The organism is Nostoc sp. 'Peltigera membranacea cyanobiont' 232 (assembly GCF_002245985.1).
GTDB lineage: Bacteria > Cyanobacteriota > Cyanobacteriia > Cyanobacteriales > Nostocaceae > Nostoc.
Genome location: NZ_NOLK01000042.1, coordinates 17,310 through 31,520 on the forward strand (window position 1 = coordinate 17,310; position 14,211 = coordinate 31,520).

At 41.1% G+C, this 14,211-nt stretch carries 10 protein-coding genes; 6 read left to right on the forward strand and 4 right to left on the reverse strand.

Going from position 1 to position 14,211, the window contains the following annotated elements; genetic code table 11:
* The first annotated feature begins 60 nt into the window (after positions 1-60).
* Positions 61-1,041 carry a 7,8-didemethyl-8-hydroxy-5-deazariboflavin synthase subunit CofG gene (gene cofG, locus CDG79_RS16140; protein ID WP_094343018.1) on the forward strand — a complete coding sequence of 327 codons (981 nt, stop codon included), beginning with the start codon at positions 61-63 and terminating at the stop codon, positions 1,039-1,041.
* A 420-nt stretch (positions 1,042-1,461) separates the two neighbouring features.
* On the opposite strand, the gene CDG79_RS16145 is transcribed toward cofG, so the two are convergent.
* Entirely contained in the window at positions 1,462-2,091 is a 630-nt protein-coding gene (locus CDG79_RS16145; protein ID WP_094343019.1) for a Uma2 family endonuclease, read from the reverse strand.
* Between the two features lie 161 nt (positions 2,092-2,252).
* On the opposite strand from CDG79_RS16145, the gene hflX reads away from it, so the two are divergent.
* The 4 genes from hflX (at position 2,253) to gshB (ending at position 8,640) form a co-directional block, all read left to right on the forward strand.
* Positions 2,253-3,998, forward strand: a complete 1,746-nt coding sequence (hflX, locus tag CDG79_RS16150; protein ID WP_094343020.1) for a GTPase HflX — start codon at positions 2,253-2,255, stop codon at positions 3,996-3,998.
* A gap of 667 nt (positions 3,999-4,665) precedes the next feature.
* Positions 4,666-6,867, forward strand: coding sequence for a cistern family PEP-CTERM protein (locus tag CDG79_RS16155; protein ID WP_094343021.1), 2,202 nt, complete (start codon positions 4,666-4,668; stop codon positions 6,865-6,867).
* Between the two features lie 311 nt (positions 6,868-7,178).
* Positions 7,179-7,442: a glutaredoxin 3 gene (gene grxC, locus CDG79_RS16160; protein WP_094343022.1), complete on the forward strand. Its 264-nt coding sequence runs from the start codon at positions 7,179-7,181 to the stop codon at positions 7,440-7,442.
* Between the two features lie 217 nt (positions 7,443-7,659).
* Positions 7,660-8,640 (forward strand): glutathione synthase, encoded by a 981-nt coding sequence (gene gshB, locus CDG79_RS16165; RefSeq protein ID WP_094343023.1) that lies wholly within the window; start codon positions 7,660-7,662, stop codon positions 8,638-8,640.
* Positions 8,641-9,044: 404 nt separating this feature from the next.
* Here the strand turns inward: gshB and ftsZ are convergent, their stop codons facing one another.
* From ftsZ to CDG79_RS16180, 3 genes are all read right to left on the reverse strand, one after another.
* Entirely contained in the window at positions 9,045-10,361 is a 1,317-nt protein-coding gene (gene ftsZ / locus CDG79_RS16170; RefSeq protein ID WP_094343024.1) for a cell division protein FtsZ, read from the reverse strand.
* 54 nt (positions 10,362-10,415) lie between these two features.
* Positions 10,416-10,706 carry a hypothetical protein gene (locus tag CDG79_RS16175; protein ID WP_223278173.1) on the reverse strand — a complete coding sequence of 97 codons (291 nt, stop codon included), beginning with the start codon at positions 10,704-10,706 and terminating at the stop codon, positions 10,416-10,418.
* Between the two features lie 564 nt (positions 10,707-11,270).
* Complete coding sequence (locus tag CDG79_RS16180) at positions 11,271-12,125, reverse strand: cell division protein FtsQ/DivIB (RefSeq protein WP_094327580.1); 855 nt, start codon at positions 12,123-12,125, stop codon at positions 11,271-11,273.
* 692 nt (positions 12,126-12,817) lie between these two features.
* Here CDG79_RS16180 and CDG79_RS16185 point away from each other — a divergent pair.
* Positions 12,818-14,149 (forward strand): P-loop NTPase fold protein, encoded by a 1,332-nt coding sequence (locus CDG79_RS16185; RefSeq protein ID WP_094327579.1) that lies wholly within the window; start codon positions 12,818-12,820, stop codon positions 14,147-14,149.
* Positions 14,150-14,211 lie beyond the last annotated feature (62 nt).

A 14,211-nucleotide genomic window follows, 5' to 3' on the forward strand; every position in this document is an offset into this window, starting at 1 on the left:
AAATCAGATAGAATTGCTATATATAGTTTAAGCAAGGCATTCCTTGAGATTATCCTGCTTATGCCAATTAATAATTATCGTCTTGTCACCTATAGCCCTGCTTATACAATAGTTCCTACTTATGAGTGCTTTAATCGGTGTAGTTACTGCAACTTTCGTAGTGAACCTGGTAAAAGTCCCTGGATGAGTCTTTCAGATGCAGAAACTCTTTTAAAATCACTTCCAAGCGAAAAAGTGTGTGAAATCCTTATCCTCAGTGGTGAAGTTCATCCCAATTCGCCAAGGCGTGAGGCGTGGTTTGGGCGAATTTATGATTTGTGCAAATTAGCGCTTGCAATGGGATTTTTACCACACACTAATGCGGGGCCACTGAGTTTTGAGGAAATGCAAAAACTTAAGAGTGTAAATGTTTCGATGGGGCTGATGTTGGAACAGTTAACGCCAACATTATTAAATAGTATACATCGGCACGCACCGAGTAAATTACCAGAAGTTCGTTTACAACAATTACAATGGGCGGGAGAGTTGGAGATTCCCTTTACAACTGGGTTACTGTTAGGAATTGGAGAAACTGTTAATGATTGGTGGGAAACTTTAGAAGCTATATCTGATTTGCACCAACGTTACCATCACATTCAAGAAGTTATCCTACAACCTCATAGTCCAGGAAATCAGCAAACTTTTGATGCACCAGCTTTTAATCCTCATGAATTACCAGAAGTAATTGCTAAAGCCCGTGAGATTTTACCGCCAGATATTACTATTCAAATTCCGCCGAATTTAGTTAAGGATGACTGCTGGTTACTCGCTTGTATCGAAGCTGGTGCTAGGGATTTGGGCGGAATTGGGCCAAAAGATGAAGTGAATCCTGATTATCCCCATATTCAGGAACAGGCTTTGAGAAATATTTTACAGCCTACTGGGTGGGAATTGGTGGCGCGATCGCCAGTTTATCCCCAATTTGATAGCTGGTTGTCAGAAGAATTGCAAACAGCAGTGAAGCGCTGGCGCAAGATTCTAACCCCGGCTTCTTTTTTGTAAGAATAGGGAAGTAAGTAGTCATGCAAAATTAAATATGCATTGTCATTGCGAGTAGAGTAGAGCTAAACGAAGCAATCGCAAAGGCTTGTGATTGCTTCACTTCGTACCCTTCTCCTTCGGAGACGTTACGCGAACGGGAACGCCAAGGGCGAACGCAATGACATAAATATTTTTGCATACGCACTTAGCTCGACTTTATCCAAAATTAAAAACTCGGTTTTCTTTATCCGGCAAAAACCCTGGCTTTTTGGCAAATACTTTTTACACGTCACAGATTATCAATGAATTCAAAAAAGTAAAACTGCCGTTCCACAAAGGTTTCAGCTTAGGCGTTCGTGCAACGACTCCGCAGGAGTATCGAGTTGCCATAAAAATGGATAAAGTCGAGCTTAAAAGCGATGCCGATACATTACTAAATACTTAAATTTTCTCCTTCACCCACTCCCGAAAATTCCGCATCATTTTCATCACGCCAATTCTTTGACTTTCTTCTAAAAATCGAGCAATTTCAATTAAAGGCAATTGTGCAAAACTTGGCGAATTATTACACTCTATATATTGCCCTTGTTGTAGTTGGTAAATATACAGCAGACCCTCGTCATAACGCCAAATTTCCATAACACCTAAAGACGCATAAATATCAAATTTATTCAGCGAAGAACTCGTTAAATCTATTTCTACTACTAAATCCGGTGCTGGGTCACGGTTCAAATCAATTTCTGATTTGTTCCTCACCAACGCTTCATTGCGAATATAGTAACTGCTATCTGGTTCCGCACCACGCCGCAAATCTTCTCGTTTCAAAGTTGTTGAACCTGTAGGAAAAATCTCTAAATTCAACTCTTCACCCAAAACGAAAATGAGCATTTTCAATAAGCAATTCCAATGTTCATGCGGCATCAGTGGAGTCATAATTTCCAGCGTTCCTTGGTCATAGGTGATTCGAGAGGCTCTATCCTCTCCAATCTCCGCTAGCATGGTTTCAAAAGTCTGCCAACTGATATTTTTCAATACAGCCCTTTGTTCTGAGGCGGGGCGTGTTGTTACCATTGCTCAATTTGTGGGTTACTACTATCAAAATAACGTCAAACCAATACCCTCTGCGAACTAATTCATAATGCATCCCTCAGAAGATATAGATAGCAGCCTCAACCCTATTGTAAAATAGACATATAAGGATTTGGGGGGCCATTTACTGGTCATAAACGCCTATAGAAACTATCTACGGAAATCTCCAAGGTTTGAAGTCCAGCCAGCTGAAACAACTACAGCGGCTGTATCACCAGCGTATACCAGGCGATCGCATCACCACGCCTGAGTTTTCCCAGCGTCTGGCAGCAATTAGCACAGAAGTCAATCAGCCTGTGTGCGCCTACATCAACCGTCGCGGACAAGTTATTCGCGTCGGGGTAGGCACACCGCGACAAACGCAAATACCACCGATGGAATTGCCCCGTTACGGTGCAGAACGACTCAGTGGTATTCGTTGCATCGCCACCCATTTGAAGCCAGAACCGCCAAATGAAGCGGCACTCACGGCTATGGCACTGCAACGCTTAGATGCCCTAGTTGTCCTAAATATTACCGGAACGGGATTTACACGGCGGGGAGGCGGTGCGACTGGATATGTCAAAGAAGCTTATCTAGCTCATCTGACACCCCAAGAGTCTCGCACCCTGATTACTAGTCCTGCTGCTTTCAAGGTAGGGGAAAGCCAAATTCAAACCCCAAGTTGGAATATATCGCCACCTATGGATTTGGATGATTTGGCAGACCAGGATTTAGTAGACTTGGTAGAAAATCTGGAAGCGGAATTCCAGCGCGAATTTGTCGCCCAAGAAGTAGATGCTGACCACGATCGCGTGCTAATTGTCGGGCTGATGACCAGTGAGACAACTCCCCTACAATTCCAAGACACCCTATTAGAATTGGCGCGTTTAGTTGATACTGCTGGGGGAGATGTATTACAGACAATCCAACAAAAGCGATCGCGCGTTCATCCTCAAACAGTAGTTGGCGAAGGTAAAGTCCAAGAAATTGCTCTAACTGCCCAAACACTAGGAGTCAATCTCGTCGTCTTCGACCGCGACCTCTCACCCTCCCAAGTCCGCAACTTAGAAGTGCAAATTGGTATCCGGGTGGTTGACCGCACCGAAGTAATTTTGGATATCTTTGCTCAACGCGCTCAATCCCGTGCTGGTAAATTGCAAGTAGAACTAGCACAGCTAGAATACATGCAACCGCGACTGGCTGGTAGAGGTCGTACCATGTCCCGATTGGGTGGTGGTATAGGGACTCGTGGCCCTGGTGAAACTAAGCTAGAAACTGAACGCCGTGCCATTGGGCAGCGCATATCCCGACTGCAAAAAGAAGTAACCCAGTTACAGGCCCATCGTTCGCGGTTACGGCAACGAAGGCAACATCGAGAAATTCCCTCAGTGGCTTTGGTTGGGTACACCAACGCTGGCAAGTCCACTTTGCTGAATGCTCTCACTAATGCAGAAGTTTATACAGCCGACCAACTATTTGCCACTCTCGATCCTACCACCCGCCGCTTAGTAATTCCTTATGGCGAAACAAATGAACATCAGGAAATTCTGATTACAGATACGGTAGGTTTCATACACGAACTACCTGCATCATTAATGGATGCCTTCCGCGCCACCTTGGAAGAAGTTACAGAAGCTGATGCCCTACTACATTTGGTGGATTTATCTCACCCAGCTTGGTTGCGTCATATTCGCTCAGTCAGAGAAATCTTGGCGCAAATGCCAATAACTCCTGGCCCGGCGCTAGTGATTTTTAACAAGATCGATCGAGCAAATAGTGAGACACTAGCTTTAGCTAGAGAAGAATTCCCCCTAGCGGTATTTATTTCGGCGAGTCAGCGCTTGGGATTAGAAACCCTACGCCATCGCCTTGCTCAACTAATTGAATATGCCGTTGACTCTCGGTAAATATCGATAGAAATTTGGAATTTCTAAAAAATAATGCCGTAGTTATATTAACTACGGCATTATTTTTAAATATTTCTACTCTATTAAGGCTCTAATCATTGCCGGAGAATTTACTGAATGACAATTTTATGAAAAATGTGCTATTACTAATGGCTACTATATTAGTTGTAAATAATATTAAAGTTAACCGTAATTGCCCCGTTGTTTTTTTATGTTTAAAAATAACTCAATAAGTTATTTCTATTATTTTAGAAAATGTTATCTAACAATAAAATACCATTGTAAAAATACTGAAAACTACTAATTATACTAAATAAAACATATTTCTATTTCTAAAATAAAATTTTAGTAAATATGTAAATAAAACCTAGACTATCAGAATTTCTGTGTATAAAACTATATAAGTGCATAGTTAACGAAAAGTTAGTTACCAAGATTTAGATGGACTGCATATCAGTTGGCACTAACCAAATGATTAGAAATAGTCAATAAGCAAACTATTCTTGCTGGCATTAATTTATATATAACTTGCTGATAAATATAAGCTTGCAGCAAGCTATATATAAAATTATTTTGTCTATTTTCCTATTCTGATTTTAAATGTCATAAACCAAATTGATATGCACTCATTTAATTTATTACACAATAACAAAGAGGTTTAAACGAAGTGTCTCAAATAAATTCACAGAAAATAGTAGGTTATATCACCTGTGGTTTATCGTCACTAGCTTTAGTCATAGGCTCACAAGTTCCTAGAGCAGAAGCATCTAATGACAGTAACGTTATCTACAGCACCAATCCAAGCGGATCTCTATTTACTGTGACAACCCCAGCAGGTGCAAAAGCAACGATTAATACAGCAGCAAATACAGTTGACACAACATTAAAACAACTGGCTGACAAACTAGCTGCTGACAAACTAGCACAAAACGCAGTGAATTCGGCCACGGCTGAAACAGCAACGGCTGACAAACTAGCAAAAGCAGCGAAAGAAGCATCCGATCGGGCAGCTATTGAGTTAAGCAAGATAGAAGAAGCAGCCAAAGCAGCGAAAGCCGATGCTGACAAAGCTCTGACAGACGCTAGTAACAAGAAAGCTGATGCTGACAAAGCTCAGATAGATGCTAATAACAAGAAAGTCGATGCTGACAATGCTCAGAAAATAGCTGACAACAAAAAAGCGGATACTGGCAAAGCTCAGACAGATGCTAACAACAAGAAAGCTGATGCTGACAAAGCTCAGACAGATGCTAACAACAAGAAAGCTGATGCTAACAAAGCTCAAACAGATGCTAACAACAAGAAAGCTGATGCTGACAAAGCTCAGACAGATGCTAGTAACAAGAAAGCTGATGCTGACAAAGCTCAAACAGATGCTAACAACAAGAAAGCTGATTGTGACAAAGCTCAGAAAATAGTTGATAGCAAAAAAGCTGATTTTGACAATGCTCAGAAAATAGCTGACAGCAAAAAAGCTGATTTTGAGAAAGCTCAAAAAGATGCTGATAAAGCTTATGGTTTAGATAAGATTGTCAAACAGCAGATAGCTAACATCAAGAAAGCTGATGCTGACAATGCCCAGACAGATGCTAACAATAAGAAAGCTGATTGTGACAAAGCTCAGGTAGACGCTAATAATAAAAAAGCCGATGCTGACAAGGCTCAAACAGATGCTAACAACAAAAAATCCTATGCTGACAAGGCTCAAATAGACGCAAATAACAAGAAAGCTGATTGTGATAAGGTTCAGATAGACGCAAATAACAAGAAATCTGATGCTGATAAAGCTCAGACAGACGCTAACAACAAGAAAGCTGATTGTGACAAAGCTCAGGTAGACGCTAATAACAAGAAAGCTGATGCTGACAAAGCTCAGGTAGACGCTAATAACAAAAAAGCTGATTGTGATAAAGCTCAGATAGACGCTAACAACAAGAAAGCTGATGCTGACAAAGCTCAGATAGAAGCTAATAACAAAAAAGCTGATTGTGACAAAGCTCAGACAGACGCTAACAACAAGAAAGCTGAGGCAGATAACAAAAAAATAGAATGTGATAAAGCCACAAAAGATTTAGCTGAGAAACAGACAAACCAAAAAGCAGCAGAAGACAAAGCAGCACAGACTTGTGCAGAAAAAGACAAAGCAGAAGCAGCAGCAAAGGATGCAAAGGAAGCTGCTGATAAGGAAACTGCTACTAAAGGATCAACTTCAACCAGACCCTTACCAATTATCAATTTCAATCTTAGCGATATTGGTAAAAAGTTCCAATTTAACTTTGATGGTAGCGTAGCTACGCAAAATGTCTCTGGACTAACGTCTACAGCATGGTTGACTTTGAAAAGCTTCACTGGTGTGGCAGCAAATTTTGATGTCGCTTTAGATAACACCTCTAGTAATGGCATCAACTCTAGAACTTCTGGCTTGGGTTTTAATGTGTATTCCGACCTTCTGTCTACCAATAAACTTGATTTGGCTTCTGGAAAAACAAGTTCGTCGGGACTTTTTAGCAACGCTGTTCTCAACGGTAATTTTCCCAATCAGTTTGGTGATATAGATGTATGCTTCACTGACGGTAACACCTGTCAGGGTGGACAGAATGGTGGTGTGAGAACAGAAGATGGTCTTCAGAAGTTCTCCTTCTCTCTCGCTTTCAATAAGCCCGTTGACTCATTTGCACTAGGTAACTTTGGAGTACGCTACCAGAGTATTGAAGGAACTAATCTAGGTACTAGTGGAACAGGTCAAGGAAAATATTATAAATCTAAGGAACCCTCACCAAGAAGAGTACCTGAGCCTGGTACATCAGGAGCTTTAGGCTTATTTGCTGTAGGTGCGCTGAGACTGCTAAAGAAAAAGCCTTTAGTCTAATTCAAAATTTTTTCGTTACACAGTATCGGCAGCATTTGCCAAAATCATTGAAAAACTGACCTATTAGCTAAATAGCGGCGCTTATTTTGACAAGTAATGTCAGACGAAAAAGCTCCGCTATTTTTTATCTGTCCGTAGATAACAAATTCTATGCTATAAGATACTAGTAGATTTACTTGACTGATATTTATTTATTCATTATTTAACACTATAAAATATTTTGCATGGGCTTAGATTAAAAGAGAATAGAGCCGCTACAGCCAGTAGCAAAGTTCTAAAATTAAGAAGTATTAAATCAAGTTGAGGACATTATGGCTGCCAAAGTAGAAATTTACACCTGGAGGACTTGCCCTTTTTGCATCCGTGCTAAAAGTTTACTGAAGAGTAAGGGTGTTGAATTTATTGAATACAGCATTGACGGAGATGAAGCAGCCAGAAACAAAATGGCTCAAAGAGCGAATGGACGGCGCTCTTTACCGCAAATTTTCATCAATGATGACCATATTGGTGGTTGTGATGATATCCACGCTTTAGATAGTCAAGGTAAGCTGGATGAGCTAATAACTACCGTCTAAGTTTATAAGAAATTGCGATCGCTAGCGACAAGCCACTAAAAACTATACGGCAGTCGCTACAACTCTGTTTACGAACTTTTTTCCCGCAAAAGTATGTGTCCACAAGACTTTACCCTCCAGTTCCTACTCAGCAGTACAGATGTACATCAATTAGTAAGATCGTCAAGAGATAATAATTGAATAACCATTTAATTTCTTGGTGATTGAGGTATAAAGGGTGAAACTGGCTTTTATCATTGATCCCATCCATCTGCTTGACCCGTGTCATGATACCAGTGTTGCCCTGATCGAAGCAGCGCAAATCCTGGGACACGAAGTTTGGGTAACTCAAGCAAATTTGCTGAGTGTCGTGGAGGGCAAAGCTTGGGCTGTCCTACAGCGAGTCGAACTTGTACCAGTGCAGTTAGTCGAGGGACGCTGGGTAGCGGCGAATCCTTGGTATAAGTTGAGCGATTCCTACTTAACTTCTTTAGAGATAATGGATGCCGTATTTATGCGGACAGATCCACCTGTCAATGATTCCTACCTCTATGCCACCTACATTCTGGATTACATTGACCAAAATAAAACCCTACTGATTAACAGTCCTAGCGGCATCCGAGGGGCAAATGAAAAAATGTATGCCCTCCAATTTACTAAGGCGATTCCAGAAACGATTGTCAGTGCTGATAAAGAGTTTATCCGAGAATTTGTCAAAGCAAAGGGGGCAGCAGTTCTCAAACCACTGGGAAACAAAGCTGGAGAAGGAATTTTATTTTTGCAATCAAGCGATCGCAATTTTAACTCTATTGTCGAACTCAGTACCCTCCAAGGTCGAGTGCCAGTAATGGTACAAACCTATCTACCGGAGGCAAAAGCAGGAGATAAACGAATTATCCTGCTCAATGGCGAACCGATTGGTGCGCTCAATCGTCTCTCTAGTGGAACTGATTTTCGCAATAATATGGCAACTGGTGGTACAGTCGCTCAAACCGAAATTACCCCAAGAGAAAATGAAATTTGTACCCAAGTAGCCGAACGCTTACGCCAAGACGGTTTAATTTTTGTGGGGATTGATGTTATTGGTGGCTACTTAACTGAAGTTAACGTCACCAGTCCTACGGGAATTCGCGAGATCGATCGTCTAGATGGTACTCGCCTTGGTCATCAGGTTATTCAATGGATTGAACAGTCACTAAAAAACAAAAAATCAATGTAATTATTTTTACTTGGTGTATTTTTATCTAGGAAATAGAATTCCTTTGGACGCTTGCGTGGGTGAGTTACCCACGCAGCTTTGTTTATATTGAATATAAGTTTAATAGGTTGCGGTGGTAGATGTAACTATGCCTACGATTGGCTACGCTTAAGCATTCCTCGTCGGGAAGGTCTTCCGGTTTATTTATTCCCAAAGCACAGCTAGACATGGAAGCCAGCAAACTCCTGCCCAAGTTAATTCTATAAGTAGCTTTAACAAATTTCTTTACCAATGAGCAAAATTAGGGATGGCAACAGATTGCTTATCCCTGCTTTTGGTAAAACCCTGAAACTAACAGATTTTATACAGCACTCAGCCTAACCTGAGACTGCTAATTTAATCTAAAATCTCAAATCCAAAATCTTTTAATTCCGTGGTGTTCGTCGGTTTTTCAGAAAGTCAGGTATATCCAATCCAATTTTTTCTTTTGGTTCTGGAATTGGAGTTGGAGTTGGAGTTGCAGTTGGAGTTGAGGTTGGGGGATTAACTGCGGGTTGTTGTGTTGTTGGTCGCTTCGAGGTATTGGGTGCTACTCGAACGTTAGCTACACTTTGTTGTACGGCAGCTTGCACTTCACCTGTAAATCCGGTGGCAATTACAGTAATTCTTACCTCACCTTGGAGTCTGTCATCAATTACAGCCCCAAAAATAATATTGGCGTTGGGATCAACTACTTCATAGATTGCTTCTGCGGCTGCATTCACTTCATGCAAAGTCAGGTCAGTACCACCAGTAATATTAAATACAACTCCTCTAGCGCCTTCAATAGAAGACTCTAGTAACGGCGAAGAAATAGCTGCGATCGCAGCTTCTCTGGCTCTAGATTTCCCAGAACTCACACCAATTCCCATCAATGCCGATCCCGCATCTGCCATAATAGCTCGGACATCAGCAAAGTCAACGTTTACCAAACCAGGGATCGTGATGATATCAGAAATACCTTGCACCCCTTGACGCAGCACATCATCTGCATAGCGAAAAGCTTCTTGCACAGGCGTTTGTTCGGGGATCACTTCCAGCAATTTGTTGTTGGGGATAATAATCAGTGTATCTACCCTACTTTTTAGTCCTTCAATCCCTTGTTCTGCTTGGCTGGTGCGGCGGCGACCTTCAAAGACGAATGGACGTGTGACTACCCCAACAGTCAGAGCGCCCATTTCTTTTGCTACTTCTGCCACGATTGGGGCTGCACCAGTTCCAGTACCACCACCCATACCGGCGGTGATAAATACTAAGTCAGCACCCTCTAAAGCCGTAGCAATTTCGTCTCGTGATTCCTCAGCTGCCTTTTGACCAATCGCAGGATTACCACCTGCTCCTAAACCCCGCGTTAGTTTTTGGCCAATTTGTAATCTACTGGGAGCGCCTGCCAAAGTTAAAGCTTGGGCATCAGTATTAATTGACCAAAATTCTACACCAGAGACATCAGATTCGATCATGCGGTTAACGGCATTGCCACCGCCGCCACCGACACCAATCACTTTGATGTTGGCAACCCGACCAGGAACAATCTCGCCAATTCGGCTATTTTCCGCAGAAATCTTCTTATTATCGTGATTTTGTCCGAAGTTCAGCCCAGAGTTATTAAACGGATTGGTCGAGTTAACTGCCAGAGAGAACCCAGGCTGTCCCGGAGATTGGGAATTTTTATAGGTAAGTCCTTGGTTATTATCAAGTGTCATTGGATTTGTGAAAGGGTAGATAAACGACTTTTTCAGGTGCTATTCACCTAAGAGTCAACTATAGTTTGACAGTGCCACAATACTATGGCACTGTTTTTTATTGTTTTCACTACTGCCAAGCCTAACAGAATTGGCAGTACGAAAATTTGCTATGGGATAAGCTTTTAACGCAGCCGATCGCACAGCCAATTCTAGAGAAGTATACCTATATTTATCTAAAAGTGACCTGTATAACTTCAACCAGACATTAATCTCTTCATTCTTCTCAGGGAAGGACATAACTTCTAAAGACACACTACAGCGCATCTTATCTGCCTCAATAATATTGTTAATAGGTTTCACCATTGGGGATGATTGCAACTTTAGACACAAACTTTACCTTATACTTACTTATTCTTAAGGTTGAAGCAAGCAAGAATTTACTTGTCAGACTATACCTGATTAATTTGTTGTTTGGGGGGTCTTAATGGACACTTTGTTTGGAGCAATAGTTTATCTTACGAGAACCCTCACTAGTGTGGTCAAAAAATCAAGATTTTCCTAGAGGTTTCTTAACCCAATTAGGAATTACGGTACCAAATAGTCCAAACTGATTGCCTAAAAGCAACATTTACGCAACTTTCGGCAGTACTTAAATTTACAGATTTTAACTTCAGTAAACTGTCTTTGGAAGTATCCTCAACAGACCAAAGTTAGATTATCCGACATCTTGCACCCTACTATTTAGATGTTAGGGTAACAATTGAGAGTGTTTTACTCGCAATGGAAATTTATATGATTGATCTTCTCATTTTAATTAGAAGTTAATGCCGATTTTCGTGCGGTTTGCTGGAAAACTGAAAATAATAAATACATTTATCAGCAGAAAGCTTCTTAATTTACTAGGAGCTATCAATACATTAAATATTGCTAGATGTTTTTAGGGGTTTTGGGAGTTAATTTTTGGTCTTTTTGGTTCATTTGTACTAAGGGAAATTCGGGATTTTTCAGATCAATATACTCTATTTGACCGGAATTGAGTTTTGCTGATAAATGGCGCATTTGGGCGAGTACCTTAATTTGTTCAGACAACTGGGGGCCTGGAACACCAAGATGTACATTTCCTAGTTCTGTTTTCAAAATTAAATTCGCTGGATTTTGGCAATCAATTTCCATAATTTTTACGGAACTTTGGCTGACAGCTTGATGAATTTGAGTCCAGTAGAGACAGTATTGTTTTGGCGACCCAATTACTCTGAGATTGGGTAGTTTCCTAGTGGGATTCAGTGATGTGTATTTTTCTAAAGGCATCCAGGCCCCACTGGCATCTAGTAAGCCGATTGTGATTTTTTTGTTGCCAGTGCCTTGATTTTGTCCACTTGGTGTTTGAGTTACCGCGACAGGGACTCTTTCTTGGATTTCGATGTTTAATCCAGGGGGAAAGAGGCGGCGTCTGACGATCGCTTGGGCAATAGTTGGTTGTTTTTTCAAAGAGTTAGCGATCGCTGCTGGTTCAATCCGCCACAAAGATTGGGGATAAGATAGCACCAACAGGGATTTAGTTGTCTCATCCGACAGTAATTGATTGCCTGATTTCATCACTACTTGTTTGGGAGTTTTTAACACCCACATCGGTTGGATTGCCACCCACAGTAATCCACCCGCCAAACCAGTAATGGCAAAAGTTCGCCAAACAGCTTGAATAATTTTCATCTGCCGCCGCCGCCGTAATTTCTTACGACGCTGGGCTAGATCCGTGCGGGAAACTGATAATATGCCAGCCATTCAAACCCCTTTCTGGTTACAATTCCAATTCCTTGACGCGCTTGTATCATCATTAATCTCAGTAAACACTGTCGGCATCTATTAGCCACTCTCCTCAAGACTTTTTTTATTTTTAGTAACACTTTACAGTAAGTACACAACCAACCTGGCCCTAGTCATACCTCCTATTAAAGTTTCCGGTGTCCATTCTTAACTCACTGTTGTCTTTTTGACAAGGGATAGTCAAATATTTTTTCTCTAAAGATTACAAAATATTAATTTAAATATTTCTGATTTTGTTTTCTTGACAAATAGAATGTGAAATGATAGCTAAGTATTCCTGAATGTCTGTATAAATTGCTATAATTCATACCAGTCCTACCTCATCAGCCAAACAAACTGGGAATCATACAATGTAGTAGCTTTTTTTGCTGATTAACTCAGCCAGAAAGGTTTGTGCCAGGTCAAATAAAAGCTACTACATTGTCAAAACCTCAATAGCAGGTGTAAAAAGGACAGATATGCTTAAGGTTATTAGGGTCAATTAAATCTCTACCGTACTACTGACAGTGATTCTGTAATAAATACTGTCTTTTGCAAGATACTACCAACTTGCGAATTAATCGTGTGCCTACATCCAGGCTAGAGATTGTTTGTATAAAAAATACGAATAGAACTGCATCTCCACACATCTACATCCGCCTCCACATAACATGAAAACGACATTAAATTTGTCACGTTTTTACAAAGCATGTAATCCAAGTTACACGCTTAATATAAGTAACGTGCTAGATCGCCAGTATTACATAGATTTTGCTGATGTCCGTGGTTGCAAGATTGTTGAAGAATTGCAACGGACTATAGTTAGGATTTCTCCTGATGAGCCAACTTGCCAGTTATTTACAGGTCATATTGGCTGCGGTAAGTCAACAGAATTGCAGCGCCTAAAGACAGAACTAGAATTGGCGGGATTTCATGTAGTTTATTTTGAGTCTAGTCAAGACTTAGATATGGCCGATATAGATATCAGCGATATTTTGCTGAGTGTAGCCCGTCAAGTAAGTGCCAGTTTAGAAGGCATTAACATCAAACTCAAAGGTGGTTACTTTACCAATTTGTTCAAAGAAGTAGGCGATTTTTTGCAAAGCCCCATAGAGCTTTCTGGACAAGCAGAGTTGTCCTTGGGTATTGCCAAAATTACCGCCAAAACTAAAGATAGCACCCAGGTGCGGAATCAACTGAGGCAATATTTGGAGCCACGTACTAATAGTATTTTGCAAGCGATTAACGAAGAAATTTTAGACAAGGCTGTTGAACAGCTAAAGCTGCGGGGTCAAAAAGGACTGGTAGTGATTGTAGATAATTTGGATCGAGTAGATATGCGTCCCTTAGCATCAGGGCGATCGCAACCAGAATATCTCTTCATCGACCGAGGCGAACAGTTACGCCGACTTAAATGCCACCTAGTTTACACCATTCCCCTGACCTTAATTTTCTCTAATGAGTACGAGACGCTAAAAAATCGCCTGGGGGGAGGGATTGCGCCAAAAGTACTGCCGATGGTATTAGTGCGGCAAAGAGATGGTAATGACTACGAACCAGGGATGTCACTAGTACGCCAGTTAGTTCTAGCAAGAGCTTTTCCAGAAGTTCCTTTGAATGGAAGGCTTTCATTAATTACAGAATTATTCGATTGCTCCCAAACCTTGGATCGTCTCTGTCGCGTTAGCGGTGGTCACATTCGCAACTTATTGGGTTTACTTTATAGCTGTCTACAACGGCAAGATCCACCTTTTTCTAGGGACTGCTTGGAAGCCGTGATTAAAGACTACCGCGACGATCTGCTATTAGCTATTGATGAATCCCAGTGGGAATTATTGTTTGAAGTAGTGCAGCAGCAGAGAGTTAAAGGTGAGTCTGACTACCAGAGCTTACTACGAAGCATGTATCTGTTTGAATATCGCGATCCTCTAGGGCGCTGGTTTGGCATCAGTCCAGCTCTTGCAGAAACAGAAAAAGTTTTAGCTTGGCAACAAAACAAGTAACAGTTCTGAGTAAGTTAATTGTCATTTATCATTAGTCCTTTGTCGTTTGCCATTGGACTAAT

Bases quoted from the DNA above. Each gene is read 5' to 3' on its own strand.
- CDG79_RS16145 (WP_094343019.1), bottom strand. From the start codon at position 2,091: ATGGTAACAACACGCCCCGCCTCAGAACAAAGGGCTGTATTGAAAAAT.
- ftsZ (WP_094343024.1), bottom strand. From the start codon at position 10,361: ATGACACTTGATAATAACCAAGGACTTACCTATAAAAATTCCCAATCT.
- CDG79_RS16180 (WP_094327580.1), bottom strand. From the start codon at position 12,125: ATGGCTGGCATATTATCAGTTTCCCGCACGGATCTAGCCCAGCGTCGT.
- CDG79_RS16175 (WP_223278173.1), bottom strand. From the start codon at position 10,706: ATGGTGAAACCTATTAACAATATTATTGAGGCAGATAAGATGCGCTGT.
- grxC (WP_094343022.1), top strand. From the start codon at position 7,179: ATGGCTGCCAAAGTAGAAATTTACACCTGGAGGACTTGCCCTTTTTGC.
- cofG (WP_094343018.1), top strand. From the start codon at position 61: ATGCCAATTAATAATTATCGTCTTGTCACCTATAGCCCTGCTTATACA.
- CDG79_RS16185 (WP_094327579.1), top strand. From the start codon at position 12,818: ATGAAAACGACATTAAATTTGTCACGTTTTTACAAAGCATGTAATCCA.